The organism is Brevibacterium sp. NPDC056726, from assembly GCF_042790515.1.
In the GTDB taxonomy this organism is placed as follows: domain Bacteria; phylum Actinomycetota; class Actinomycetes; order Actinomycetales; family Brevibacteriaceae; genus Brevibacterium; species Brevibacterium sanguinis.
In genome coordinates this window covers 67,852-93,558 of record NZ_JBHTYZ010000007.1, presented here as the reverse complement: position 1 = coordinate 93,558, position 25,707 = coordinate 67,852, and the positions used below count along the sequence as shown (strand labels likewise).

The following is a 25,707-nucleotide window of genomic DNA, read 5'->3' as shown; positions in this document are numbered from 1 at the left end:
TCTGCGGCCGCGGTCGAGTCGCGACGGCTGACCACCATTTTCGTCGGTCGACCAAGGATTTTGTAGCCGCAGACGAAGATTGAGACGTGAAATTGTCCACGTTCGGACCTGTGGGAGGATCGGGAGGCGCCGAGGCGATCTGTTCACATAGTGATATGGGCTGGTTGCATGATGAGATGGGCTCTAGTCTGGCGGGCATGAAGACGTACTCCATAGCGGTCATGCCCGGCGACGGAATCGGCACCGAGGTCGTGCCGGAAGGGCTCAAGGTCCTCCAGCGCGCGATCGAGCTCTCCGGGGAGCCGGTCGCCCTCGAGCTCACCGACTACGAGGTCGGGGCCAAGCGCTGGCACGAGACGGGCGAGACGCTCACCGATGACGAACTCGCGGCCCTGCGCAACCACGATGCGATCTTCTTCGGCGCGTGCGGCGACCCGAGCGTGCCCTCGGGAGTCCTCGAGCGCGGGGTCATCCTCAAGATGCGCTTCGGGCTCGGCCACGCCGTCAACCTCCGTCCCGCGAAGCTCTTCGCCGGCGTCGAGAGTCCCCTCGCCGCCCGTCCCGCGATCGACTTCGTCGTCGTCCGCGAGGGCACGGAGGGCTCGTACACCGGCATGGGCGGCTCCGTGCGCACGGACACCCCGCACGAGGTCGCGACCGAGGTGTCGGTCAACACGTGGTACGGCGTCGAGCGGGCCGTGCGCGATGCCTTCGAGCGGGCGCAGGCCCGGCGGAAGAAGCTCACCTACGTCCACAAGCACAACGTCATGGTCCATGCCGGGCACCTGTGGCGCCGTGTCGTCGAGAAGGTCGGCGAGGAGTTCCCCGAGGTGGCCGTCAACTACGAGCACACCGACGCGTGCACGATCTACATGGTCACCGACCCCGAGCGCTACGACGTCATCGTCACCGACAACCTCTTCGGTGACATCCTCACCGACCTCGCCGCCGCGGTGACCGGGGGCATCGGCCTGGCCGCCTCGGGCAACCTCAACGTCGAGGGCACCGCGCCGAGCCTCTTCGAACCGATCCACGGTTCGGCGCCGGACATCGCCGGCAAGCAGATCGCCGACCCCACCGCGTCGATCCTCTCGGGTGCGCTCATGGCCTCCCACCTCGGACTCGACTCCGTGGCCGCCGCGATCGAGACGGCCGTCGAAGCCGATCTCGCCGAGCGCGACGGCACCCCGCGGACCACCGCCGAGGTGGGTGACGCGATCGCCGCCCGACTGGGGTGAACCGGGCGGCCGGGCCCGCGGGATGGATCGTTCGGGCCCGCCGGGACGGGCCCCGGGCGCCCGCCGGGGACACAGGTCACCTCGTCGCGGAGGGACGCCCCGCCTCGGCGCGGTGGGAGTCGACCCCCGATGGATGACCGGGTCGTCGGATGGACTACCCTGAGACGTGTTACGCCTCACAACTGGGAAAGAAGCTCTGATGACTGAATTCGCCGTCCTCAAGAACATCCAGCCGCAGCCTGAGCTGGTGCGCGAGGACATCAAGAAGGATCCCGGGTTCGGGCAGTACTTCACCGACCACATGGCCCACATCCGGTACACGAACGAGGACGGGTGGCAGGCCCACCAGGTCGAACCCTACGGTCCGATCGTCCTCGACCCGGCGGCCGCGGTCTTCCACTACGCGCAGGAGATCTTCGAGGGCCTCAAGGCCTACCGTCACGCGGACGGCTCGGTGTGGACGTTCCGCCCGGATCGCAATGCCGTGCGCATCAACCGCTCCGCCGAGCGCCTCGCGCTGCCGCAGCTGAGCGAAGAGGACTTCATCAACTCGCTCAAGGCGCTCGTGTCGACGGATGAGGCGTGGGTGCCGACGCCGGGCACCGACGGTGACGAGTCGAGCCTCTACCTGCGTCCGTTCATGATCGCCTCCGAGCGGTTCCTCGGTGTCCGGGCGAGCCACGAGGTCGACTACTACGTCATCGCCTCGCCTGCCGGCCCCTACTTCGCCGGCGGCATCAAGCCGGTGTCGATCTGGCTGTCGAAGAAGCTCAACCGCGCCGGCTCCGGCGGCACGGGCTTCGCGAAGTGCGGCGGCAACTACGCCTCGTCCCTCCTCGCCCAGCAGGAGGCGGCGGACAACGGCTGCCAGCAGGTGCTCTTCACCGATGCCGAGGAGCACAAGTACATCGACGAGCTCGGCGGCATGAACCTCATGCTCGTGACGAAGGACGGCAAGCTGCTCACCCCCGAGCTCAGCGACACGATCCTCGACGGTGTGACCCGGCGGTCCCTGCTCGACCTCGCCCCCGACCTCGGCCTCGAGCCCGTCGAGCGGCCGATCACCATCGAGGAGTGGCGTGAGGGAGCGGAGAACGGCGACATCGTCGAGGCATTCGCGTGCGGCACCGCCGCCGTCATCACGCCGATCGGCAAGCTCGTCTCCGACGAGTTCACGATCGACCACGGCGACGAGCCCGGGGAGAAGACGATGGCGCTGCGCAAGGCGCTGCTCGACATCCAGTACGGTCGCGCCGAGGACAAGAACAACTGGCTCGTGCGGCTCGCGTGAGGAGCTGAGCGCCACCTGCTCTCCGGGGGCGGATCCGGCTCGATGACCATCGTGGTCGCGAGCGGGATCCGCCTCTGTGCATATCAGGTGGGATTGGGTCCGGCACGCGTCGAGCGGGGTATCGCCCTGGCGCATATCCCGCCGCCGGCGCATGTTTTGCGCATCTGTGCGTTAAACGTTGTACTGTGTCCTCGTGACAGCCGCAGCCTCGACCTCGACGCCCACCGCCTCTGACGTCATCGCGAACCTGCCGTGGAAATGGAACACGCAGGGCGCGATCTTCCTCATCGGCGGTCTCGGCTTCATGTTCGACGCCTGGGACGTCGCCCTCAACGGATTCCTCATCCCCCTGCTCAGCGAGCATTGGGACCTGAGCGTCGGCGAGGCGGCATGGATCGCCACGGCCAACCTCATCGGCATGGCCCTCGGTGCCTTCGTCTGGGGCGGCATCGCCGATGTCATCGGCCGCAAGAAGGCATTCACGCTCACGCTCCTCGTCTTCTCGATCTTCACCGTCGCCGGAGCATTCGCGCCCGAGTTCGGGTGGTTCATCGCGTTCCGGTTCCTCGCCGGGTTCGGGCTCGGCGGATGCATCCCCGTCGACTACGCACTCGTCGGCGAGTTCACTCCGAGCAGGCACCGCGGACGCGTCCTCACCGCGATGGACGGCTGGTGGCCGATCGGCGCCTCACTGTGCGCGTTCGTCTCCGCGTGGCTGCTGACCATGGGCGATTGGCGGCTCATCATGCTCGTCATGATCATTCCCGCCCTGCTCACGGTCGCCGTGCGGTTCGGAATCCCCGAATCACCTCTCTATCTCGCCTCAGTCGGGCGCACAGCCGAGGCCGACGCCATCATCGCCAGGCTCGTCGAGCGCACGGGAGCGAACGTCACGACCTGGACGCACGACGTGCCAGCCGCGGTCTCCGCCCGCGACGGCCACGACAGCCTCGGCGAGGGGACCGGGCACCGCACCCAAGCTGATCGCACCCGGACTGACCACACCCGGACTGACGCTGCCGTTCTGCGGGAGGACGCGGCGATCACGCAGGGCAACTCCGCGGGCAGGCAGGGGGATCCTGCGGTCACCCCGGGTGACTCCTCGGGCATGGAAGGGAACTCCGCGGGTCTCATCACCTCCGTCAGTGGTCAGCTGCGGGCTGCCAGCGGTCAGCTCGTTCAGCTGTGGCAGTACTCGGCGAAGACGACGCTGGTGTCGTGGGCGCTCTTCGTCTCCGTCCTCCTTGTCTACTACGCGGCACTGACATGGCTGCCGGGGATCCTCAAGAAGCAGGGACTCGGCGACCAGGCGGCCTTCCTCGTCACCGGTGCGATGACCGCTGTCGGCATCCTCGGTGTCGTCGTCTCTGCGCTCGTCGTCGAGCGGCTCGGGCGCAAACTGGTGCTCGGGGTGACGGCGATCGTCTCGGCAGGTCTCCTCGTGTGCGTGGCCGTCTTCATCGAGGCCTCCGGATCGGAGCTGAGCTTCGCGGCGAAGGCGAGCATCATCGGCTTCGGATTCGTCATCCAGATCGCCATCCCGACGCTCTACACTTACGTCTCCGAGCTCTATCCGACCCGGCTGCGCGGCTCCGGCTTCGGCTGGGCGTCAGCGGCGTCGCGGATCGCCACCGGCATCGCCCCTCTGGTCTTCGGAGCGTTCATGTGGCCTGTGCTCGGTCTCGTCACGACGTTCGCCCTCACCGGGGTGCTCGTTGTCGCCGCCGTTGTGCTCATGGGGTTCCTCGCGCGGGAGACGACGGGGGAGAAGCTCGTCTGAGCCGGGCGTGACTGCCGATTCTGCGGTTGCTCCGGCGCGCCCTTGATTGCTGATGCTGCGACGCGACCGCGACTGTCGGTGCCGCGGCGACTCGGGTGAGAGGGGTGCCGGGCGTCCGACGCCCTGTCGCCCACTCCGTCGTCAGCGGACTGACCTGCGGTGACAGTGTTCGACGGGGTCGTGTCAGGACCGACCTCTAGGGTTGTGTCATGGAGTCGGAGACCGTTTCAGACGTCATCGCGGACATCGTCCGCTGGCGCGAAGCGCTGTCCGCCCTGCCTCCGGCGACGACCGAGCGTGAGGCGATCGAGCGGATCACCGCGCTCGAGGAGCTGACCTCGGCCGCCGCTGCCGCTCAGGCACGCGAGGCCCTCACCTTCGACATGCACCGCCGCAACCGGGAGGCCGAGGACGGTGTGCCCAGCGCACGGCAGGGCAGGGGAGTGGGCGCGGAGATCGGTCTCGCCCGCAAGGTGTCGCGTGCGCGCGGCAGCAAACTCATCGGATTCGCTCGCACCCTGCTCATGGACCTGCCGCACACGTACGCGGCCCTGTCGCAGGGAGAGATCTCGGAGGAGAAGGCTCAAGCCGTCGCGCGGGAGTCCTCCTGGCTGCCACGGGAGAAGAAGCAGGAGCTCGATGAGCAGATGGCCGATCGTCTCGCCGAGGTGGGGGTGGGGCGCCTCAGCAGCGAAGTGCGGATGCTGGCACAGAAGCTCGACCAGGTCGCGGCCGTCGACCACCTCGATCACTGCACGACCGAACGCCGCGTCACCGTCCGACCGGCTCCGGGCAACATGGCCTACCTCACCGCATTCCTGCCGATGCAGCAGGCTGTCGCCGCATTCGCGAATCTCTCGACATCGGCGGCAGCGCGAGTGGGAACCGGTGCATCCGGTGGCAGCACGCAGAGCCAGACGATGGCGGACCTGCTCGTCGAGCGCGTGACCGGGCAGGAGAGCGCCGATGCGGTCCCGCTCGACGTGCTCGTCGTGATGAACGACGAGACGATGTTCGACGCCGGCGACGACCCGGCGTGGCTGCCGGGATTCGGCCCGATTCCGGCCGGTGCGGCACGGTCGCTCATCGCCGAGAACGACGCGGGCGTGTTCCTGCGCAGGCTCTACACTCGGCCCGCCGATGGTCAGCTGGTCGCCATGGATTCGAAGCGCCGGGAGTTCGGGGGCCTGCTGCGCCAGATGGTCCTCGTCCGCGATGACGTGTGCCGGACTCCGTGGTGCGACGCCCTGATCAAACATGCCGACCATGCCACGCCTGTCGCTGATGGCGGAGCCACCACCTGGGACAACGCTTCAGGATTGTGCGCCGCCTGCAATTACACGAAGGAGCTCGCGGGGTGGAGGCACCGAGCCACCGCCGACGAACTCATCGTCACGACGCCGACCGGCCACCGATACACAGTGAGAACCCGCCCGATCGACGGTCGAAGATCGAGCGTCGGACGACAACCGAATGCCCGCGACCCGGGCGGCGAGAGAGAAGCAGGCGAGGCAGAAGCGCGTGGGAGTGAACTCGTCACGTCAGAGGTCTCGGAAGAGGCGAACTCACATGTCATCTGGCAGATCATCGAAGCATTTCCGGTGTCGCCGGAGTCCAGATGGCGCATCACCGGCGAGTTCACCGCGGCACTGACTCGAGGGGACCGGTCTGTCGTGACTCCGCACGATCGAGAACAGTCACCGGGTGGTCAATGCGGGACGTCGGGTCGGCGACGGCGGAGAGCGCCGCGAGCGAGTCGGCGGCCGGGGGAGAGCACGGTCGAGTCTCGGCTGGCCAGAGAGGTCGAGGCACGGACAGGTGCCTGATGACGCGCGGCTGTCGACCGGCAGCCCGATGTCGACCGGCAGCCCGATGTCGACCGGCAGCCCGATGTCAACCGGCAACCCGAAGTCGAATCGCAGCTCCCTGACGATTCTCTCGCCAGACTGCGACATCAGTTTGCCTGGTGTTCAGTGCAATGACTACTCAAGTCGTTAAGGTTGTAGTATGAACGACCTTCCCGGGACCGGGGCACCGACGGCCGCGGACGCAACACTGCCTGTCGAACTCGTGTGGGGGCTTCCCGGCGGCCTCGGCGACACGTGGGAGCCGGTGGCATCGGCCGCCGGCGTGCACGGTGTGCTTCCGCCCCCGGACGAAGTCGGCGAACTCTACGGCGCCGCCGCCGCAGAACCGCCGCTCAACGAGGATCCGAAGTACGCGGCGCACTTCGCGAAGGTCTACGACGCCTCGGTGCGCAAGGGCCAGGTCCTCACCGCCCTCGTTCGCTCGGCCGGCGACGGCAGACTCCGCGCGATCGCCTACGGCCACTTCTGGGCATGGCAGGAGCAGAACTACGAATGGGCCTACGAACTCCGCGACCGCCTCGGCGACGCCGCCCCGACGCTCGAATGGACATTCGCACTCAACCTCCTCGCCCGCGACCCTCGCCTGCGGGCCTCCGGCCTCGGGCGCATCACCCTCGTGACCTGGCTGAGCGCGATCGCCGGCTACGGCTGCTGGCTGCAGACCGATGACATCGACAGCCCCGCGCGCCGCCTCTACGAAAGTCTCGGCTTCACCGCGCTCGGGCACGGACCCCAGGCCCCCAACGGTCGCCCCGGCCTCGTCTTGCACCGCCCACCGCTGTGACCCCGCCGCTGTGACCCATACCACTTCGAGAGACGCGATCTGAGTCGAAAGTCACTCGGCTGAGCTGGCAGGATGGAAGCATGAACAGTGCTTCGCCGGAATCCAGTGTCCAGTCTCCCGAACCCGACGATGAGAACCTCTGGCTCGAGGCCATCGACGGCGATGAACAGCTCGCCTGGGTCCGCGACCAGAACGCTGCCACCCTCGAACACTTCCGCGACGGACTCTTCGACCAGATGTCCGACGAGATCCTCACGGCTCTCGACTCCGACGACCGAATCCCCATGGTCACCAAACGCGGCGACCACTACGTCAACTTCTGGCGCGACAAGGACCACCCGAAGGGCATCTGGCGCCGCACCACCTGGGACAGCTATGCCTCCGAGGACCCGGAGTGGGACGTCCTCCTCGACGTCGACGAACTCGCCCGCACCGAAGACACTCCATGGGTCTGGGCCGGTGCCTCGGTGCTGCGCCCCGACCACACTCGGGCCCTCGTGTCGCTCTCGCCCGACGGCGGCGACGCCCACCGGGTGCGCGAGTTCGACCTCGTGACGAAGACCTTCGTCGCCGACGGCTTCGACATCCCCGCCGCGAAGACCCGTTTCGCGTGGCTCGACGCCGACACGATCCTCGTGGCCACGGACACCGGACCCGACTCGCTGACCACCTCGTCCTACCCCCGCCAGGCTCGCGCCCTGCGCCGCGGGCAGGCGATCGCCGAGGCCCCCATCGTCGCCGAAGTGCCCCGCGACCACGTCGCGATCTTCGTCGGCAGCGACGTCGGCGCCCCGCAGCAGCGGACCCGCGACCGCGCCGTCGTCATCGACGCCATCGACTTCTTCAACTCGACGGCCAGCTTCATCGACCTCGACGACATCAGGGCCGACGGCGGCAGCCTGCCGGCGACCGCCTCGGCGTGGGAGGACGCCTGGATCAGCGTCGACGTTCCGACCGACGTCTCCGTCGGCGTCGACGACGACCACGTGCTCTTCCGGCCGCAGACGGCCTGGGATGCCGGGGACGTCGTCGTTCCCGCCGGCGGCCTCGCCGTCGCCCCCACCGCCGAGGTCAAGGCGGGCACGATCCGACCTCGCGTCATCTTCGCGCCCGACGACCACACCGCCCTGGGATCCTGGGCGAAGACCCGTGACTTCCTCGTCCTCGAACTCCTCCGCGACGTCCAGTCCGAACTCCTCGTCCTCGACCCCGCCGCCGACTTCGCGTCGACGCCGCTGCCGGGAGTGCCCGCGAACCACATGGTCAGCCTCAGCCCCGTCGACCCCGACGACGACGCGACGGCCAACGACTTCTGGCTCGTCAGCACCGGGTTCCTCACCCCGTCGACCCTGTCCTACGGCAGCCTCGGCGGCGCCCGCGACGCGGCAAGCACCAACCCTGACCCGGCAGGCACCGACCGCGACGCGGCAGGCACCGACGGCGCGGACACCGCCGTCATCAAATCCTCGCCCGCGCTCTTCCCCGCCACCGGATTCAGCGTCGAACAGCACTTCGCGACGAGCGCCGACGGGACCCGGATCCCGTACTTCCAGATCGCCGAGGAGGGACTCACCCTCGACGGCGCCAACCCGACCCTCCTCGACGGCTACGGCGGATTCGAAGTCAGCCGCACCCCCGTCTACTCGCCGATCGTCGGCCTCGGCTGGCTGTCGCGGGAGACGACGGGCGACTCGTCGCTGCCGGCGGGCAGGAAGGGCGTCTACGTGCTGGCCAACATCCGCGGCGGCGGAGAGTACGGTCCGGTGTGGCACACCTCGGCGATGCGGGAGAACCGGATGCGCGCCTACGAGGACTTCTCCGCCGTCGCCCGCGACCTCATCGACCGCGGCGTCACCCGCCCGGCGAACCTCGGCTGCGCCGGGGGATCGAACGGCGGCCTCCTCGTCGGGAACATGCTCACGCAGTACCCGGAGCTCTTCGGCGCCGTCTCCTGCGGCGTGCCGCTGCTCGACATGCGCCGCTACACGAAGCTGAGCGCCGGCTACTCGTGGAAGGCCGAATACGGTGACCCCGACGTGCCGGAGGACTGGGAGTTCATCCGCACCTTCTCGCCGTACCACCTCCTCGCCGCCGACGTCGACTATCCGCCGGTCCTCTTCTGGACGGCCACCTCGGATGACCGGGTCGGACCCGTCCAGGCGCGGAAGATGGCCGCCCGCATGCAGGCGATGGACATCCCCGACGTCTGGTTCTTCGAGGACACCGAGGGCGGGCATGCGGCGGCCTCGGACAACAAGCAGGCGGCGTTCGTCCGGGCGCTGAGCTACCGCTTCCTCTGGAGGTCCCTGACCGGACAGTGACCGAGTGACCGGACTGGCCGCCTCACGTGGGGCGGCGTAGCGTGGAACCATGACGAATGAGACCCAGCAGTTCCACGCCGAATACAAGGTGATCGGCGGCAAACTCGTCGTCGCCGACGTCGAGACCGACGGGCAGGTCATCACCGGCCTGCAGATCTCCGGCGACTTCTTCCTCGAACCCGAGGACGCCTACTTCGATCTCGCTCCCGCGCTCATCGGGGCAAGCGTCACCGCCGACAACACGCAGCTGCGCGACCGCCTCGACGCGGCCCTGGCTGCGTACGGGTCCGAACTCGCGATGCACGGCTTCTCCACCGCCGATGTCGCCACCGTCGTGCGCCGCGCCCTCGGCTCGGCCGCGAACTTCACCGACTTCGACTGGCAGCTCATCCGCGGCGACGTCCTGCCCACGCGAGTCAACGTCGCCCTCGACCAGGTCCTCCTCGAAGAGGTCTCCGCCGGTCGCCGGGCGCCGACCCTGCGGTTCTGGGAATGGGACGACACCGCCACCGTCATCGGCGCCTTCCAGTCCTACGCCAACGAGATCCGGCCGGCAGGCGTCGAGAAGTACGGTGTCGAGGTCGTGCGCCGGATCTCCGGCGGCGGGGCGATGTTCATGGAAGGCGGCAACTGCATCACCTACTCGATGTTCGTGCCGCCCTCGCTCGTCGCCGGTCTCGACTACCAGGAGTCCTACGTCTTCCTCGACCAGTGGGTGCTCGCGGCCCTGCAGGGTCTCGGCGTCGACGCGTTCTACAAGCCCATCAACGACATCTCCTCGACGGCCGGGAAGATCGGCGGTGCCGCGCAGAAGCGCCTGCGCGACGGCACGCTGCTCCACCACGCGACGATGAGCTACGACATCGACGCGGACAAGATGGTCGAGATCCTGCGCATCGGCGAGGCGAAGCTCTCGGACAAGGGCGTGGCGAGTGCGAAGAAGCGCGTCGACCCGCTGCGCAGCCAGACGGGGGAGTCCCGCGAGGCCATCATCGACACGATGGCCCGGACCTTCATCGACCGCTACGGCGCCACCGAGGACACGTACACCGAGGCGGAGCTGACCCGCGCGCGCGAGCTCGTCACCGAGAAGTTCGGCACCGAGGCATGGACGCACCGGGTCCCGTGAGCATGCCCGGCACGATCGTCGCCCTCGGCGGGGGCGGGTTCTCGATGTCCGAGACCGGGGAATCGGCGATCGACGACTGGCTGCTCGCGCGGGCCGGGGCGAACCGGCCAGGCCGCCTGCCCGCCGTCTGCTTCATCCCCACCGCCGCCGGCGACAGCCGTGACTACTGTGAGCGCTTCGAGGCGGCCTTCGCAGGCCGGGCGCGCACCCGCGTGCTCTCCCTGTTCGGGCAGAACCCATGGGACTACGCGCACCCGGAGATGCTGCTCGACATGGATCTCGTCTACGTCGGCGGGGGATCGACGGTCAACCTGCTCGCCCTGTGGCGGCGCCACGGCGTCGACACCGTGCTGCGCAGAGCCGCGGCCGACGGTACGATCCTCGCCGGCATCAGTGCGGGCGCGAACTGCTGGTTCGAGGGCTCCTCGACGGACTCGTTCGGTCCGCTCGCCCCGCTGCGCGACGGCCTCGGGTTCCTCGCCGGCAGCGCCTGCCCGCACTTCCACGGAGAGGAGGGCCGCGCCGACTCCTTCCGCACCTGGATCGGCGAAGGTGCACTGCCGGGGCCGGGGTACGGCATCGACGACGGCACGGCACTCGTCTTCGAGGACGGAACGCTCACCTCGGCGCTCACCGAGGAACCGGGCGCCGGAGCCCTCCTCATCGACCGCGCCTCCGAAACCCCCGTGGCGACGACCCGGCTGGGCGGGCCGACATGATCCGGCGGAAGCTCTCACCCGAAGAGCGCTGGGAGCGCAGCCAGCGGCGGGAGGCGATCGCCCTCATCGTCGTTTCGGGAGTCTTCGTCCTCTTCGGCGGAATCCTGGCCCTGACCGGCGAGGTCGTCGCGATCCTCGTCATCCTCTTCTTCTCCGGCTGCCTGCTCGCCGGCATCATGCGCCTGCCGCGGGTGAGTGCGCGCACCGCTCTGCTGGCCTGCATTCTCGGGTGCTTCGGCTTCGCGGCCGCGTGCGCCGGGATCCTCATCCTCGCCCTGACCGGAGTGCCGTTCGATTCCGCGTACCTCTCCCAGCGAACCCTCGCGCTTATCGCCGCGGTCGGCGTCGTGTTCTTCGGCGGGGGCGGCATCCTGCTGGCCGTCCTCGCCTGGCGGAACCGCTCCGGACCGAACGCATCACCGCCTCGGTGACTCTGTAGGATTGTGGCGAACGTCGTCCTCAACCTCCAAGGAGCACCATGCGCCAGGTCGAACCGTCCGTTGAACTGCTCGCCAAGCCCAGCATCGATTGGGAGGCGATGAGGACCTACCTCGACGACGTCGGCGGCTCCTCATGGGCGGATCGGGTCGAAGCCGCCGAGTCCCCGGACGCCGAGGATCTCCTCGAGTTCTCCGGCCGCATGTGCTACCGCTCGTGGGAGCCGGGACTCAACCCCAACGTCTCGCGGGTGCGCACGGATTCGGCCTCGTACCTCGGCAACGTCATCTCCTCCCAGCACGGATCGGTCCTCGAGCACGCGAACTTCACGTTCGTCCTCCACAACGTCTCGCGCGTGCTCACCCACGAGCTCATCCGCCACCGCGCCGGATCCGCGTTCTCGCAGGAGTCGCTGCGCTACGTCCGCCTCGCCGACATTCCGTTCTGGTTCCCCGACTGGGCGCGTGAGGACCCCGAGCTCATGGAGCGCTCCCTCCAGGTGCTCGACACCCTCGAGGAGCACCAGAAGTGGATGGCCGAGCACTTCGGCCTCGACGAGGAGGGCACGAAGTTCGCGCACAAGAAGCACATGACGTCGTTCATGCGCCGCTTCGCGCCCGAGGGCCTGGCCACCGGCATCGTCTACACCGCGAACCTCCGCTCCCTGCGCCACGTCATCGAGATGCGCACCGCGAAGGGCGCCGAGGAGGAGATCCGCCTCGTCTTCAACAAGATCGGTGAGATCATGCAGGCCGAGGCCCCCGCGATCTTCGCCGACTACGAGATCGTCGACGGGGAATGGATCCCCGGGACCCGCAAGGCCTGAGAACCCCGCACCCACCGCCACCGAGGAGAGGCACCGTTATGGCTGACATCTTCAACGCCGAACTCAGCCCCGGCAAGCTCGAGGTCATCACGACCTGGGTGGCCGGGCAGGACTGGGCGGCCGACCTCGATCTCGAGCGGCAGCCGCTGGAGCAGGTGACCTCCTACCGCCTCGACGACCCCGCCGGTGAGGTCGGGCTCGAGGTCCACATCGTCTCCAGCGGCGCGCGCACGTTCCAGGTGCCGCTGACGTATCGCGGGGCGCCTCTCGACGGCGCCGAGGAGGCCCTCATCACGACGATGGACCACTCCGTGCTCGGCACCCGCTGGGTCTACGCGGGCATGGGCGACCCCCTGTTCCGGCGGCGGCTCGATGCGACGATCGCCACCGCGGGCACCGGAGCCAAGCAGTACCTCGTCGACGACGAGGGCAACCGCGTCGAGGAGATCACCGAGGTGGCCCATGTCCACGGCACCGGCCCGCTCGTCGGCGCCGGCGACGTCGATCTCCTCACCGAACTCACCCTCGACTCACCGCTCGAAGGCACCGAGTCCGGCCTCCTCCTCGGCCGCTGGCCGGGTCAGGAGCACTCGGTCGTCCTCGCGGTCATGGAGTGAGCTGAACCGGGCCGGCTGACCTCGGGTCCGCTCAGCGGCAGCGCCTGAGGTCGATGATCGTCATCCCGGCGCTCTGCCGGCTCGGATCATCCATGTCGAGCATCGCCTGGGGTGCCTCGTCGAGGCCGATGACGTCGGCGACGAGGTCCTGCGGCCGCAGATCGCCTGCGGTCACGAGGTCGACGAGCTCGGGATATTCGGCGGCGGCCATGCCGTGGGACCCGAGGATGCTGAGTTCGCGGGCGATGACGCGGGGGACATCGACGACGGGCTCGCCGTCGAGCAGCCCGATCTGCACATGCCTGCCCAGCGGTGCCAGGGAGGCGATCGCCGAGGTGATCGTGTCCTGCCGTCCCAGGGCATCGACGGTCACCGCGACCCCGTCCGGGCAGTCGTCGGCGAACTGCGCGACCACCTCGGCGGCAAGCTCATGCGGGCCGAGATCGCGGGCATCCACCGTCCGGCTCGCCCCGAGCTCCCGCGCCCGCGCGAGCGCAGGCTGACTGACATCGACGGCGATGACCTGCGCTCCGACCGCACGGGCGATCATGATCGCCGAGAGCCCCACCCCGCCGCAGCCGAACACCGCGACGGTCTCGCCTGCGGTGAGCTCCGCGCGGACGCGGAGGCCGTGGAAGGCCGTGGCGAAGCGGCAGCCGAGGCCGACGACCGCGGCGGCCGGCAGCTCCTCGGGCACGGCGACGAGGTTGGCGTCGGCGTGGTGGATGACGACCTGATCGGCCCACGATCCGAAATGCGTGAAGCCCGGCTGCGTCTGATCGGGGCAGACCTGCGCCTGGCCCGAGCGGCACCACCGGCAGGTCCCGCACCCGCAGACGAAGGGCACCGTGACCCGCTGACCGATGGGGAATCCCGCGACCTCCGGTCCCGCCGAGGCGACCCGACCGACGAGCTCATGCCCGGGCACATGGGGCAGACTCACCGTCGAATCATGACCTGACCAGGCGTGATGATCGCTTCGGCAGACTCCGGTGGCTTCGACGTCGAGGACGACGCCGTGCTCCGGGGCCACGGGCGCGGGGAGGTCGCGGACCACGGGTGGCGTGGAGAACTCCTCGATGACGACGGCGCGCATATCGGTCAGCGGGGGTGGATGTCGGCGGTCGCGAGGGCATCGAGGAGGCGGCGCCGCAGCGCCTGGGCCCGGTGGGAGAACTCCTGCTGCCGGTTCATGTACTCGGCCTTGCCGGCGGCGGTCTCGATCGCGACGACGCCGTAGCCCCAGCCGCGCAGATCGTAGGGGGAGGCCTCCATGTCGAGGGTGCGGATGTCGAGCGCGAGGTCGAAGCAGTCGAGGACGAGGGGCGAGGGGGCGATCGGTCCGATCTTCATCGCCCACTTGTAGAGGTCCATACCGGCGTGGAGGCACCCCGGCTGTTCGGTCGTGACCATGCCCGCCCGGGTCGGCTGCAGCGTGTTGAGCGGTACGGCGGCCGGGGTGAAGAAGCGGAACGCATCGTGGTGGGTGCAGCGGATGCGGTGTCCTTCGACGACGGCGTCGGTCTCGGCGGGGCTGAGCCGCAGCGGCACCTGCTGGTGGCGGCGCTCCTCGTCGCTGAGGCGGTAGACCATCGCCCATTCGTGGAGACCGAAGCACCCGAAGTTCGCCTCCCGGTGGAGGGTCGAGTCGAGGAGTGAGGCGATGAACCTCGCCCCGTCGCCGCGGTCGGCTCGCCAGGACTCGAGGTCGACCTCGGCGCAGGAGCCGGTGGGATCGGTGCGGTACCACCGGCGGTCGAAGCACTCGCGGTCCGCAGGGGTGTCGAGGGCGAGTCGGACGCTGACCCCCGGGTTCCACTTCGCCACCTGGCCGGGCTTGAACGGGTAGTAGGTGAAGAGGAAGTCCTCGACCGGGTGCTTCTCCCCGCTCAGCCGCCGCGCCGTGTGGGCGTCGGTGCGGGAGGCGACCGCGGCCTCGTGCTCGGTACGCAGGGTCCGCCACACCGAGGCGGGCAGCTCGGTGCCGGGCAGGATCCTTCCGGGCAGGGCCGGGTCGGCGGTCGCGGGCAGGGTCGAAGTCACCGTCCCATTGTCCCAGACCGCTTGGTCCCGCGCATCGCAGGCGCCGTCAGCGGATCCTCCGGCCATGGGTGCTTGGGGTAGCGGCCGCGGTTCTCGGCGCGCACGTGCGGGTAGGCGTTCGCCCAGAACGAGGCGAGGTCGCTCGTCACCGCGAGCGGCCGCCCGGCCGGTGAGAGCAGGTGGAGGACGACGGGAATCCGCCCCTCGACCACCCGGGGGACCGCGGTCCACCCGAAGACCTCCTGGAGTTTGACGGCGAGGACCGGCCCCGATGGATGGTCGTCTCCGTCATCGGCCTCGTCCGGGTCGGGATAGGCGAGGGTGATCCGGGAGCCGCTCGGCACCTCGAGCGCGGTGGGCACGAGCTCGTCGAGGCGGGCCGCCTCCGGCCACGGCAGCAGGGTCCGCAGCGCGCCGATGAGGTCGACCTGGGACGGATCGGCACCCCGAGCCATCCGGTCGAGCGCGGCCGGACACCACTGCGGGAGGTTCTGCGCCAGGTGCGACCACCGGACATCGGGCCACGGTAGTCCGAGGACTCCACGGAGCAGACCGAGGCGACCCCGCAGCTGCTCGAACGTCGCACTCGGCCGCAGCACCTCGCGTGCCCCGCGCTCCTCGACGGAGGCGGCGATCGCCTCTCGTGCGAGCTCGAGGCTCGCCGGAATCGGGGTCGACGTCAGCTCGATCGCGCCGAGGCGGGCCTGCCGGACCGCACGCACCCGCCCCTCATCGAAGGACGCGGTCTCCGTCGTCGTCAGCAGACCCGCCCCGGCGAGTTCCGCGGTGTCGGCGTCGATGGGCACTGCGGCCCGGATGATGGGGCGACCGCCGGCAAGGCCGACCTCGGCGATCGCCACCCACTCGCTGCCGGTCAGCGAGGAGTCACGGGGCAGGCTCGCGGCCGTGCCCGAAGCGAGGAGGTAATCGGCATGGGCGGCGCTGCGGAGTCGCGCGATCTGATGCGGGAAGGCCAGGGCAACGACGAGGCCGAGGTCAGCGGTCCGCAGGGAGCCTCGGCCCGCGCCGCTGCCCTCGCGCGCCGGAGAACCGGCGGCAGAGTCGTCGTCGGCAGAGTCGGCGGTCCCGAAGTGTGCGGCGAGCCGGGAGAACCGGTCGGTCTCGCTGCGGAAGCGCCGATCCGATCGGAGATCGCGCAGCAGCGCCGTGAGGTCGGCTCCGGGCGCGCGGCGATCGGATTCGATGACGGCGATGGCTTCGGCGGCCGCGCGGGGTCCGAGCATCGCGGCACCGTCGAGCAGTCCGCGAGCCGCCCACACCGAGGCGGGGATCCGCGCGATCGCCCGCCCGAGCTCCGTCACGGAGAGGTCAGCGACGGAGAGGTCTGAGCCGGCCGTCGAACCGTTGACCTCGACCGCCCCGAGTCCGACGAGGCTGCCCACCGCCCGCCGCAGCGCCGTCGCCGGGAGCGGGTCGGGAAGCAGGTCGAGGTCACCGCCCCACACCGCGAGGTCGAGGACGGCCCCGGTGAGGTCCGAGGTCGCGATCTCCGGTGCAGTGTGGTCGGGCAGCGCCGCCCACTCGGCCTCGGACAGGCAGCGATAGGCGACGCCGGGACCGAGCCGTGCCGCACGGCCCGCACGCTGCCGACCTGAGGCCTTCGACTCCCGCGTGGTGACGAGGCCGGACATCTGACGCTTCGTGTCGAGCAGGGGTCCGCGGGCGAGTCCCGAATCGACGACGATGCTCACCCCGGGGACGGTGAGCGCCGACTCCGCCACCGAGGTGGTGACGATGATCCGGCGCTCGGCCGCGGCGCTGTGTTCAGTGCTGCCGGCGGTGCTGGCACTGCGCGGTCGGAGGATCGCGTCCTGCTCCTTCGCCGGTGTCTGTCCGGTGAGGGTGTGGACGGTCACGGCCTCCGACCGGTCGAGGAGCGCGGTGATCCGGGCCGCTGCCTCGGTGACCTCTCGAGCGCCCGGGACGAAGACGAGGACGTCGCCCGCCTCCGTCGATCCACCGGCACGGTCGGATCCACCGGCGGCGTCGAGCGCCTCCACCGTCGTCCGCGCGACATGGTCGAGGAAGCCGCGGCTCACCCCGCGGGCATCGAGCGCCCGCTCCGGCGGCGGGGCCCAGACGATGTCGAGGGGATGCGGCTGCGCCTCCACGGACAGCACGGGCGCAGGGTCGGCGGACGTGCCGAGCCGCTGCGCCCACTGTGCCGCATCGAGGGTCGCCGACATGACGACGAGACCGAGGTCCTCGCGCAGGTCGATGAGCTCCCGGCACATCGCGAACGTGAGATCCGTGTCGAGCTGGCGCTCGTGGACCTCGTCGAGGATGACGGCGGAGACCCCGGAGAGTTCGGGATGGGACAGCAGGCGGCGCAGCAGCACGCCCGTCGTGACGAACTCGATCTGCGTGCCGGCCGACACCGCCGACTCGCCGCGGACCGTGAAACCGACATCCTCGCCGAGGCGGGTCCCCGTCAGCTGGGCGAGCCGGCGCGCCGCGGCACGGGCGGCCATCCGTCGCGGCTGGGTGACGATGACGCGACCGGCCGTCCGGCCCAGGTCCCCGGTCCGGCTCAGCGACGCACGCAGGTGTTCGGCGATGAGCGGGGGCACGAGTGTCGTCTTGCCGGTTCCGGGAGGGGCCTCGACGACGAGTCGCGGATACGCCTCGGCCGGCGGCAGCTGCCCGAGGAGTGCAGAGGCGGGCAGTCCGGCGCCGATCGTCTCGAGGTCGAAGGAGTGCATGCCCCCAGTCTCTCAGGACGCAGCCGGTCTCTCAGGACTCAACAGACCTCTCAGGACCCAGCCGGCCCGATCCGTGCGAGGGCGGTGAGCGCGCGGTCGCGCACCCGCGCGGGACGACCACCGGCCAGCGCGAGCGCGGAGGCCAGACTCGCGACCCGCTGGATGACCTGCGGGGCGATGCGGCGTCGGCGCGCATAGAGCCCGAGCGCCGCGTCCGGCGGATGGGTGTTGAGGAGGCCAGCGAGGGCAACGGCGTCGCAGATCGATTCGCAGGCCCCGCGTCCGAGGTTCGGCTGCATCGCATGCGCGGCGTCCCCGATGAGCACGGTGCGCCCGCGGACGAACGACGTCAGCGGCCGAGACACGTGGATGCCGCTGATGACCGTCTGGTCGGGCGTCGCCGCCGCGAGCACCTCGGCGACCGGGGCCGGGAAGGAGCGCGCCGCAGCGCGGAGGCGGTCGAGTCCGTCGGCGACCGAGGAGAACCGCTGCTCGGGGAACGCGGCGAACCAGTTCGTCCGCCGCCCCGAAGACGCCTCTACACCCGGCAGCGGGGTGATCCCGACGAGCATGCGCTCGCCCCAGTATTCGGTGACTCCACTTCCGGAGAGATCCGCGTCGACGACCCCGCGGATGACGGTGAGCGCAGGCTTCCGCGGACCCGAGCGCGCACCCCACACAGCAGTTCGGACCGTGCTCCGGGCACCGTCGGCCCCGACGAGGACATCGGCGTCCAGGGCCTCGGGAGCGACCGCCTCGGCGGGGGAGAGCCGGGTCGTCGCCGGTCGGGCGGCGGTGAGCACGGCATGGAGCTGCGCGCGACCGATCATCACCGCGCTGAGGCGGGGGACCCGGGCCAGTGGACGGCCGTCGGCGGTGAGGATCCGCGCCGCATCGACCCTGATGCCGGCGGCCTCGATCGCCGGTCCGAGACCGGCGGACCGCAGCGCGGCCATCGCCTGCGGGAACAGCGCGAACGCCGTATCGAGGACGGAGGCGGCCGGGTCGCGTTCGTGGACGGTGACCGACCAGTCGGGTCGGTCGAGGGTCGCGGCGAGCGTCGCGCCTGCGATCCCGCCGCCGATGATCCGCACCGTCGTCATGGCTTCAGGGTAGCGCGACCATCGCCGCCTCGGCGATTAGACTGGGGGCCATGCGTATTGCGAGATTTGTGCACAAGGACGAACCCGCCTACGGAGTCGTCGAAGGCGACGTTCCGCCGATCGAGGACGGGACATGGGACACCTCGGGCCTCAGCCTCGCCGTCCTCGACTCCGACCCGTTCTTCTCCCCGGCCCAGTCGACGGGTGAGCGGCTGAAGTTCGACGACGTCCGCCTCGTCTCGCCGATCCTGCCGCGGTCGAAGGTCATCGGCGTCGGCCGCAACTTCGCCGACCATGCCGCCGAGCTCGGCAACGACGTGCCCACCACACCGGTGACGTTCATCAAGCCGAACACCTCGGTCATCGGCCCCGGCGACCCCATCCGCCTGCCCGCGATCAGCGAATACGTCTCCTACGAAGGCGAACTCGCCGTCATCATCGGCCGGGTCGCCAAGGGCGTCCGGGCGGAGGACGCGATGGACCACGTCCTCGGCTTCACCGCCGCCAACGACGTCACCCTGCGCGATCTCCAGAAGTCCGACACCCAGTGGACCCGCGCGAAGGGCTTCGACACCTCGTGCCCGCTCGGCCCGTGGATCGAGACCCAGCTCGACGTCGACGACGCGACCATCCGCTCGTGGGTCAACGGCGAGCTCAAGCAGGACGGCACGACCGCGGACTTCATCTTCGACATCCCCACGCTCATCGAGCACATCTCGGAGACGATGACCCTGCTGCCGGGCGACGTCATCCTCACCGGCACCCCCGCCGGAGTCGGGCGGATCGTCGCCGGGGACCGCGTCGACATCGCGATCGACGGACTCGGCGTGCTCACCAACCCCGTCATGGACGCCTGAGCACACCACCGCCTCGGCGGCCCCACCATCACACCTGACCAGCACCATCACACCACCGAAGGATCGCCCGTGACCGTCAAAGTCCGCTTCTGCCCATCACCCACCGGAACCCCGCACGTCGGCATGGTTCGCACCGCGCTGTTCAACTGGGCGTACGCCAAGCACACCGGCGGCACGTTCGTCTTCCGCATCGAGGACACCGACGCCGCCCGCGACTCGGAGGAGAGCTTCGGCCAGGTCGTCGAGGCGATGAAGTGGCTCGGCCTCGACTGGGACGAGGGCATCGAGGTCGGCGGACCCGACGCCCCCTACCGCCAGTCGCAGCGCGGTGACATCTACGCAGACGTCATCGAGAAGCTCAAGGCCGCACGTCTCATCTACGAGTCGTACTCGACGAACGAGGAGGTCGAGGCCCGGCACCGGGCGGCCGGACGGGATCCCAAGCTCGGCTACGACGGCTTCGACCGCGACCTCACGGCCGACCAGATCGCCGCATTCCGCGCGGAGGGCCGCGAGCCCGTGTGGCGGGTGCGGATGCCCGATAACGACATCACGTTCACCGACCTCGTCCGCGGCGACATCACGTTCAAGGCCGGCACGATCCCCGACTTCGTCGTCGTCCGTGCGAACGGGCAGCCGCTCTACACGCTCGTCAACCCCGTCGACGATGCCCTCATGGGCATCACGCACGTGCTGCGCGGTGAGGATCTGCTCTCGTCGACGCCGCGCCAGATCGTCCTCTACGAAGCGCTCAAGGCCATCGGCATCGCCGAGGCGACCCCGCAGTTCGGTCACCTGCCCTACGTCATGGGGGAGGGGAACAAGAAGCTGTCGAAGCGCGACCCCGAGTCGAACCTCTTCCTCCACCGCGAGAACGGGTTCATCCCCGAAGGGCTCATCAACTACCTCGGGCTGCTCGGCTGGTCGATCGGACCCGACCGCGACGTCTTCACCGTCGAGGAGTTCACGCAGGCTTTCGACGTCCACGACGTCCTGCCCAATCCGGCGCGCTTCGACATCAAGAAGGCCACGGCGATCAACGCCGATCACATCCGGATGCTCGCCCCCGCCGACTTCCGTGATCGTCTCATTCCGTACCTCCAGGCCGCCGAGGTGCTTGCCGAGGAGCCGACGGACGCTCAGCTGGCGATCCTCGACGAGGCGGCGCCGCTCGTGCAGACCCGGATGAACCTCCTCGGCGAGGCGCCTGACCTGCTCGCCTTCCTCTTCACCCCCGACGACGAACTCGTCATCACCGAGGACGGCCTGAAGACCCTCAAGGACTCCGCGCCGGAGGTGCTCGCCGCCGCGCTCGAGGTCCTCGAGGGTGTCGACGACTGGACGACGGAGAACCTGCAGGCGGTGCTCGAGGCCAAGCTCGTCACGGAGATGGAGATCAAGCCGCGCTTGGCCTACGGTCCGCTGCGGGTCGCCGTCTCCGGCCGCCGCGTCTCCCCGCCGCTCTTCGAGTCGATGGAGATCCTCGGCAAGGACTCCTCGCTCGCGCGCCTGCGGGCTCTGGCGGCGCAGCTGTGAACGTCGAGGAGAGGCACCGCGGGGGACTGCACTTCCGCGATGTGACGATCACCGTCCCGCTCGACCACTTCTCCCGGCTGACGGACGCACCGGCATTGGCCGGTCACCCGGGGGTCGCCTCGGCGGAGATCGAGGTGTTCGCGCGGATCGTCGCCGACGAGGCCGAGAGCACGAAGCCCTATCTCGTCTTCCTCCAGGGTGGGCCCGGTTTCGAGGCACCCCGTCCGACGACCCCGGTGGGCGGGGGATCGTGGCTGGCCAGGGCGCTCGAGGACTTCCAGGTCGTCATGCTCGACCAGCGAGGGACGGGGAAGTCGAGCCCGATCGGCTCGGTCGACGGCGCGATCACCGGCCTCGACATGCTCAGCGGCGCTGAGCCGGAGGCGATCGCCGAGGTGCTCAGCTGCTATCGCGCGGACTCGATCGTCGAGGATGCGGAAATCCTGCGCACCGCGCTCGGCGTCGAGACGTGGTCGCTGCTCGGGCAGTCGTTCGGCGGATTCACCGCGCTGCGCTACGTCTCCGCGCACTCCGAGTCGCTCACCGAGGTGTACTTCACCGGCGGGCTGCCGGCGATCGGCGTCGACCCCGTCGACGTCTACCGCACGACGTGGGCGACGATGATCCGCAAATCCGAGGAGCACTACCGTGACTTCCCCGGCGACCGGGAGCGGATCGCGTCCCTGGCTTCCCTCGCCGCGGCCGAGGACGGTCTGGCCCTGCCCGGTGGGGCACGGGCGACGACGGAGCGGCTCCGACTTCTCGGGCACTACCTCGGCGCCTCCGACGGGCCCGAGGCCCTCCACTACCTCCTCGATCTCGACCCCGCCTCGGCGGGACTGCGGCACGATCTCGCCGGTGCCCTGCCGTTCTCGGGACGCAACCCGCTCTACGCGGTCGTCCACGAATCGTGCTGGGCCGACGGCACCGTGACGAACTGGGCGGCGAGGCGGGCGATGCCCGATTCGGTGAGTGCGGATCCGACGCTGCTCGCCGGAGAGCACGCGGGTCCGGAGTCCTTCGTCGAGGATCCCGAGCTCGCCCCGTTCGCCGAGGTCGCCGAGCTCATCGCCGCCCGCCGGTGGCCGGCGCTCTACGACGTCGAGGCCTTGAGGTCGTCCCAGGTCAGGGGAGCGGCAGCCGTCTACTTCGAGGATGCGTACGTGCCGTGTGAGTACTCGCTGGCGACCGCCGAGCTGCTCTCCGGGGTGCGTCCGTGGGTGACGAACGAGTACGAGCACAACGGTCTGCGCGCTGACGGCTACCGGGTGCTCGACCGGCTCATCACGCTCGCTCGGGAGTGATCGGCCGACCGCCTCGGCGGTGTTAAGAAGGTCACACGAAAACGGGCGCTGAGGATTTGGCTCCCAGGCGCGGGGTTGTGTAGAGTTATGACTCGTTGCCCAAGGAAATCAGCCTTGGAAAACGATGGGCTATGGTGTAATTGGCAGCACGAGTGATTCTGGTTCACTTAGTCTAGGTTCGAGTCCTGGTAGCCCAGCGGATCCGTTCGCAGGAGTCACCTTCTCGGACGTGTCTTCGGCCCCCGTCGTCTAGTGGCCTAGGACGCCGCCCTCTCAAGGCGGTAACGGCAGTTCGAATCTGCTCGGGGGTACGGTTGAGCCCCGCATCGAATTCTCGGTGCGGGGCTCACTCTATTTCCATTGTCGGATGTGCGACCGGTCAGCGGCCGATCGAGTCGGCGAGGCGCTTCGTGTGCTCGGCGGTCTTGACGCTGGCGACGATGAGCTCGAGGGCGAGGCGGACGAAGATCACCCACAGCGACGGGACGATCCAGCCGAAGAGGATCGCGAAGAGCAGCGGCCACGGACTAAACGACGGCTCCGGCTCCCAGTAGCTCATCGCGACCCGCGACGCCGATCCGGCCGCGATGCCGCTGATGATCGTCGCGATCCAGGCGAAGACGGCGACGACGATCGCGAGGATGTAGATGATCCCCGCCCAGCGTGTGGCGACGAACGTGTTGAAGCGGAAGTCGAAGAGCGACTTGAAGAAGCCGCGCTGGTCCGCAGGCGTGGCAGTGCTGGGCTGGCCGTATCCGGTCGGCTGACCATATCCGGTCGGCTGGGCGTAGACCGCCTGCTGGCCGTACTCTGCCTGCTGGCCGTACTCTGCCTGCTGGCCGTAACTGCCGGGCTGAGAGCCGTACGGGTGGGCTCCGGGCTGAGAGCCGGGCGCAGCGGCCCCGGGCTGAGAGCCGTACTGATGAGCTCCGGGCTGCTGCGATCCCGCCGGCTGATCAGCGGCGACCTGACCGTTGGAGTAGTGGCCGCCGGAGTAGTGGCCGGGTGTCTGCGGCGAGCCGGGCTGCTGACCGGCGCTGTGCTGGCCGGCGCTGTGCTGGCTGTGTCCGTAGAGATCAGCGGCGCGCTGGTCGCCGTCGGCATGCCCCGGCTGGTACTGCAGCGTCGAGTGCTGGTCAGCAGCATCAGGGTCAGTGGCAACAGGGTCAGAGGCACCGTTGTCGGCGGCACGGTCGGCGGTTGCGCTGGGCGCTGACTCGTCGGCGGCGCTGCGTGCGGTCTCGCCGGCCCTCGATGCTGTTTCGTCGGCGTGGAGGGGAGGCGCGGAGTCGGTCGGTGCGGTCTCGCCTCGTGGCGCAGCGCCTCGCGGGACGGCGCTGTCGGCGCTGGGGGAGTGGTGGGGAGTCTCGGAGCTGCTCTTCTCCGGGTCGTGCGATGTCGACATCGTCGCATCCTCTTTCGCGGTCGGTTTCAGGATCACGGGGCGGTGTGACGCCGCCCACCTGCGTATTCGCAATCTATCAGGGCGAGATCACGCGAGTTCCGATGCGTTTCACACGGTGCTGTGAGCCGACGCCGAAGGTGGCCGGTTCTCCCTCAGGCCAGGCGCACGGACCACTCGAGCGCCGAGGCGGCGGTCGAGCGTGCGGCCACAGCGAGCGCCGCTCGCGACGGCGTGAGTCCGTCCCCGGTGCTCACGTGCCACACATCGAAGCCCGAACTCGCGGAGAACAGGGTGGAGGCCCCGTCGGCGCGCCTGATCCGACACTGCGACCGGGTCCCCGGTGCCATGGTGAACAGATCGTCGAGGACGACCCCGTCGAGACTGCGCAGAGCGCGGAAGTCCCGACACAGGACGCACGCGTCGACCGCGGCGGCATGGTCGCGCGGAACCCACGAGCCCGTGTCGAACGCTGCCGCCGCGCGGTCGAGGCGCTCAGGCGCGACCGCGGTCCCGCCGAGCCATCCCGCGGAGTCGAGGCGCAGGGCGGCCTCATCGACGGCTGCGCCGCCGGGGTCGAACCAGGCACGGACACTGATGTCGAGGGCGGACGGGGAACGGACGTGGAGAGCGGCTTCGAGACCGTCGTCGGTGAGTGCGAATCTCACCGAGGCGGCCACCTGACCGTGATCGCCGGTGGCACTGAGAGTGAGAGTCGACGCAGACCGCGCGGCGACGGTCCACGCGGCATCGGAGAACTCCCCGATCCGCACCGCCCCGGCCGCCGCCGCGGTCACCGGCCCGGCCGCCGAAGGGGAGACGACGACGGGACGGCCGTCGACCGTCAGCGACCGGAGTCCGGCGCCCGCCCGCGTGACGACGGCACGGGTGACACCGTGCTCGAGGTCGACGTGATCGGGCTGGTGCCGCGCCGGGTCGGTGACGGACGGGTCAGCCACGGTCGGGTCACCCGCGGACGAGCGCCTCGGTGAGCGCACGTGCCGCGTCGACGACGGCCTTCGCGTGGAGGCGGCCCGGCTGCCGGGTGAGGCGGTCGACGGGGCCGGAGATCGACACGGCCGCGACGACGCGATTGCTCGGTCCGCGGACGGGCGCCGACACCGAGGCGACTCCGCGCTCGCGTTCGGCGATCGACTGGGCCCAGCCGCGGCGCCGGACGCCGGAGAGCATCGTCGCGGAGAAGCGGGCCCCGCGCAGACCGGTGTGGAGCCGGTCCGGCTCCTCCCACGCGAGGAGGACCTGGGCGGCCGAGCCCGCGCGCATGCTCAGGGTCGCCCCGATCGGCACCGAGTCGCGCAGGCCGACGGGCCGTTCGGCCGCGGCCACACACAGACGCAGATCGCCCTGGCGGCGGAAGAGCTGAGCCGACTCACCCGTCTGATCGCGCAGCTGCCCGAGCACGGGCCCGGCCGCGGCGAGCAGCCGGTCCTCGCCGGCGGCCGAGGACAGTTCGGCCAGACGCGGTCCGAGGACGAACCGGCCCTGCAGATCGCGGCCGACGATGCGGTGGAACTCAAGGGCGACGGCGAGACGGTGAGCGGTCGGTCGCGCGAGTCCGGTGAGCGAGACGAGCTCAGCGAGAGACGCGGGTCCGGCCTCAAGGGCGGAGAGAACCATTGCGGCCTTGTCGATGACGCCGACGCCGCTACCATTGCTTGTCATAGAGACCATTGTGCGCGTCTCAATGAGCGAGATGCAAGTTCGAAA

21 protein-coding genes and 2 tRNA genes are annotated in these 25,707 nt (G+C 69.7%); 16 read left to right on the top strand and 7 right to left on the bottom strand.

Annotation, left to right across the window (positions count from 1 at the left end; all coding sequences use genetic code 11):
* Positions 1 to 197: 197 nt before the first annotated feature.
* From ACFQ91_RS15365 to ACFQ91_RS15315, 11 genes are all read left to right on the top strand, one after another.
* Entirely contained in the window at positions 198 to 1,238 is a 1,041-nt protein-coding gene (locus ACFQ91_RS15365) for a 3-isopropylmalate dehydrogenase (RefSeq protein ID WP_198499204.1), read from the top strand.
* Between the two features lie 199 nt (positions 1,239 to 1,437).
* Positions 1,438 to 2,529, top strand: coding sequence for a branched-chain amino acid aminotransferase (locus ACFQ91_RS15360; protein ID WP_198499203.1), 1,092 nt, complete (start codon positions 1,438 to 1,440; stop codon positions 2,527 to 2,529).
* A gap of 193 nt (positions 2,530 to 2,722) precedes the next feature.
* On the top strand, positions 2,723 to 4,309 hold the full coding sequence (locus ACFQ91_RS15355; RefSeq protein WP_198499202.1) for an MFS transporter: 1,587 nt from the start codon (positions 2,723 to 2,725) through the stop codon (positions 4,307 to 4,309).
* 209 nt (positions 4,310 to 4,518) lie between these two features.
* Positions 4,519 to 6,135, top strand: coding sequence for an HNH endonuclease signature motif containing protein (locus ACFQ91_RS15350; RefSeq protein ID WP_198499201.1), 1,617 nt, complete (start codon positions 4,519 to 4,521; stop codon positions 6,133 to 6,135).
* Positions 6,136 to 6,316: 181 nt separating this feature from the next.
* Positions 6,317 to 6,961, top strand: a complete 645-nt coding sequence (locus tag ACFQ91_RS15345) for a GNAT family N-acetyltransferase (protein ID WP_198499200.1) — start codon at positions 6,317 to 6,319, stop codon at positions 6,959 to 6,961.
* Between the two features lie 80 nt (positions 6,962 to 7,041).
* Entirely contained in the window at positions 7,042 to 9,282 is a 2,241-nt protein-coding gene (locus tag ACFQ91_RS15340; protein ID WP_198499199.1) for a prolyl oligopeptidase family protein, read from the top strand.
* Between the two features lie 49 nt (positions 9,283 to 9,331).
* Positions 9,332 to 10,411, top strand: a complete 1,080-nt coding sequence (locus ACFQ91_RS15335; protein ID WP_198499198.1) for a biotin/lipoate A/B protein ligase family protein — start codon at positions 9,332 to 9,334, stop codon at positions 10,409 to 10,411.
* On the top strand, positions 10,390 to 11,130 hold the full coding sequence (locus ACFQ91_RS15330) for a peptidase E (RefSeq protein ID WP_198499197.1): 741 nt from the start codon (positions 10,390 to 10,392) through the stop codon (positions 11,128 to 11,130). Before ACFQ91_RS15335 ends, ACFQ91_RS15330 begins: the two co-directional genes overlap by 22 nt.
* Positions 11,127 to 11,561, top strand: coding sequence for a hypothetical protein (locus ACFQ91_RS15325; protein WP_198499196.1), 435 nt, complete (start codon positions 11,127 to 11,129; stop codon positions 11,559 to 11,561). The genes ACFQ91_RS15330 and ACFQ91_RS15325 overlap by 4 nt, the downstream gene beginning before the upstream one ends.
* 47 nt (positions 11,562 to 11,608) lie before the next feature.
* A complete protein-coding gene (thyX, locus tag ACFQ91_RS15320) occupies positions 11,609 to 12,394 on the top strand; it encodes an FAD-dependent thymidylate synthase (RefSeq protein ID WP_198499195.1) in 786 nt (261 codons plus the stop codon).
* 38 nt (positions 12,395 to 12,432) lie between these two features.
* Positions 12,433 to 13,011: a hypothetical protein gene (locus ACFQ91_RS15315; protein ID WP_198499194.1), complete on the top strand. Its 579-nt coding sequence runs from the start codon at positions 12,433 to 12,435 to the stop codon at positions 13,009 to 13,011.
* Positions 13,012 to 13,042: 31 nt separating this feature from the next.
* Here ACFQ91_RS15315 and ACFQ91_RS15310 read toward each other — a convergent pair whose 3' ends face one another.
* From ACFQ91_RS15310 to ACFQ91_RS15295, 4 genes are read right to left on the bottom strand one after another with little or no spacing between them, the layout of a single operon-like run.
* Positions 13,043 to 14,107 carry a zinc-binding dehydrogenase gene (locus tag ACFQ91_RS15310; protein ID WP_198499193.1) on the bottom strand — a complete coding sequence of 355 codons (1,065 nt, stop codon included), beginning with the start codon at positions 14,105 to 14,107 and terminating at the stop codon, positions 13,043 to 13,045.
* Positions 14,108 to 14,112: 5 nt separating this feature from the next.
* Entirely contained in the window at positions 14,113 to 15,006 is an 894-nt protein-coding gene (locus tag ACFQ91_RS15305; protein ID WP_376872146.1) for a 3-methyladenine DNA glycosylase, read from the bottom strand.
* 44 nt (positions 15,007 to 15,050) lie between these two features.
* Positions 15,051 to 17,777, bottom strand: coding sequence for an ATP-dependent helicase HrpB (hrpB, locus tag ACFQ91_RS15300; protein WP_211978992.1), 2,727 nt, complete (start codon positions 17,775 to 17,777; stop codon positions 15,051 to 15,053).
* Positions 17,778 to 17,827: 50 nt separating this feature from the next.
* Positions 17,828 to 18,880 carry an FAD-dependent monooxygenase gene (locus ACFQ91_RS15295; RefSeq protein WP_198499191.1) on the bottom strand — a complete coding sequence of 351 codons (1,053 nt, stop codon included), beginning with the start codon at positions 18,878 to 18,880 and terminating at the stop codon, positions 17,828 to 17,830.
* 50 nt (positions 18,881 to 18,930) lie between these two features.
* Here ACFQ91_RS15295 and ACFQ91_RS15290 point away from each other — a divergent pair, with 50 nt between their 5' ends.
* From ACFQ91_RS15290 to ACFQ91_RS15270, 5 genes are all read left to right on the top strand, one after another.
* Complete coding sequence (locus ACFQ91_RS15290; protein ID WP_198499190.1) at positions 18,931 to 19,737, top strand: fumarylacetoacetate hydrolase family protein; 807 nt, start codon at positions 18,931 to 18,933, stop codon at positions 19,735 to 19,737.
* Positions 19,738 to 19,806: 69 nt separating this feature from the next.
* Complete coding sequence (gene gltX, locus ACFQ91_RS15285) at positions 19,807 to 21,273, top strand: glutamate--tRNA ligase (RefSeq protein WP_198499189.1); 1,467 nt, start codon at positions 19,807 to 19,809, stop codon at positions 21,271 to 21,273.
* Between the two features lie 41 nt (positions 21,274 to 21,314).
* A complete protein-coding gene (locus ACFQ91_RS15280) occupies positions 21,315 to 22,577 on the top strand; it encodes an alpha/beta fold hydrolase (protein ID WP_198499188.1) in 1,263 nt (420 codons plus the stop codon).
* 125 nt (positions 22,578 to 22,702) lie between these two features.
* A tRNA-Gln gene (locus ACFQ91_RS15275) sits at positions 22,703 to 22,774 on the top strand.
* A gap of 41 nt (positions 22,775 to 22,815) precedes the next feature.
* Positions 22,816 to 22,888, top strand: a tRNA-Glu gene (locus tag ACFQ91_RS15270).
* A 68-nt stretch (positions 22,889 to 22,956) separates the two neighbouring features.
* On the opposite strand, the gene ACFQ91_RS15265 is transcribed toward ACFQ91_RS15270, so the two are convergent.
* From ACFQ91_RS15265 to ACFQ91_RS15255, 3 genes are all read right to left on the bottom strand, one after another.
* Positions 22,957 to 23,982, bottom strand: coding sequence for a DUF4282 domain-containing protein (locus tag ACFQ91_RS15265; protein WP_198499187.1), 1,026 nt, complete (start codon positions 23,980 to 23,982; stop codon positions 22,957 to 22,959).
* Between the two features lie 152 nt (positions 23,983 to 24,134).
* Positions 24,135 to 24,938: a hypothetical protein gene (locus tag ACFQ91_RS15260; protein WP_198499186.1), complete on the bottom strand. Its 804-nt coding sequence runs from the start codon at positions 24,936 to 24,938 to the stop codon at positions 24,135 to 24,137.
* A 7-nt stretch (positions 24,939 to 24,945) separates the two neighbouring features.
* Positions 24,946 to 25,662, bottom strand: a complete 717-nt coding sequence (locus ACFQ91_RS15255) for an IclR family transcriptional regulator (RefSeq protein WP_009378215.1) — start codon at positions 25,660 to 25,662, stop codon at positions 24,946 to 24,948.
* Positions 25,663 to 25,707 lie beyond the last annotated feature (45 nt).

Coding starts and splice junctions, on each gene's coding strand:
- ACFQ91_RS15330 (WP_198499197.1), top strand. CDS start 10,390: ATGGACGCACCGGGTCCCGTGAGCATGCCCGGCACGATCGTCGCCCTC.
- ACFQ91_RS15255 (WP_009378215.1), bottom strand. CDS start 25,662: ATGACAAGCAATGGTAGCGGCGTCGGCGTCATCGACAAGGCCGCAATG.
- ACFQ91_RS15365 (WP_198499204.1), top strand. CDS start 198: ATGAAGACGTACTCCATAGCGGTCATGCCCGGCGACGGAATCGGCACC.
- ACFQ91_RS15360 (WP_198499203.1), top strand. CDS start 1,438: ATGACTGAATTCGCCGTCCTCAAGAACATCCAGCCGCAGCCTGAGCTG.
- ACFQ91_RS15290 (WP_198499190.1), top strand. CDS start 18,931: ATGCGTATTGCGAGATTTGTGCACAAGGACGAACCCGCCTACGGAGTC.
- thyX (WP_198499195.1), top strand. CDS start 11,609: ATGCGCCAGGTCGAACCGTCCGTTGAACTGCTCGCCAAGCCCAGCATC.
- ACFQ91_RS15295 (WP_198499191.1), bottom strand. CDS start 18,880: ATGACGACGGTGCGGATCATCGGCGGCGGGATCGCAGGCGCGACGCTC.
- ACFQ91_RS15340 (WP_198499199.1), top strand. CDS start 7,042: ATGAACAGTGCTTCGCCGGAATCCAGTGTCCAGTCTCCCGAACCCGAC.
- ACFQ91_RS15325 (WP_198499196.1), top strand. CDS start 11,127: ATGATCCGGCGGAAGCTCTCACCCGAAGAGCGCTGGGAGCGCAGCCAG.
- ACFQ91_RS15310 (WP_198499193.1), bottom strand. CDS start 14,107: ATGCGCGCCGTCGTCATCGAGGAGTTCTCCACGCCACCCGTGGTCCGC.
- ACFQ91_RS15350 (WP_198499201.1), top strand. CDS start 4,519: ATGGAGTCGGAGACCGTTTCAGACGTCATCGCGGACATCGTCCGCTGG.
- hrpB (WP_211978992.1), bottom strand. CDS start 17,777: ATGCACTCCTTCGACCTCGAGACGATCGGCGCCGGACTGCCCGCCTCT.
- ACFQ91_RS15265 (WP_198499187.1), bottom strand. CDS start 23,982: ATGTCGACATCGCACGACCCGGAGAAGAGCAGCTCCGAGACTCCCCAC.
- ACFQ91_RS15315 (WP_198499194.1), top strand. CDS start 12,433: ATGGCTGACATCTTCAACGCCGAACTCAGCCCCGGCAAGCTCGAGGTC.
- ACFQ91_RS15335 (WP_198499198.1), top strand. CDS start 9,332: ATGACGAATGAGACCCAGCAGTTCCACGCCGAATACAAGGTGATCGGC.
- ACFQ91_RS15345 (WP_198499200.1), top strand. CDS start 6,317: ATGAACGACCTTCCCGGGACCGGGGCACCGACGGCCGCGGACGCAACA.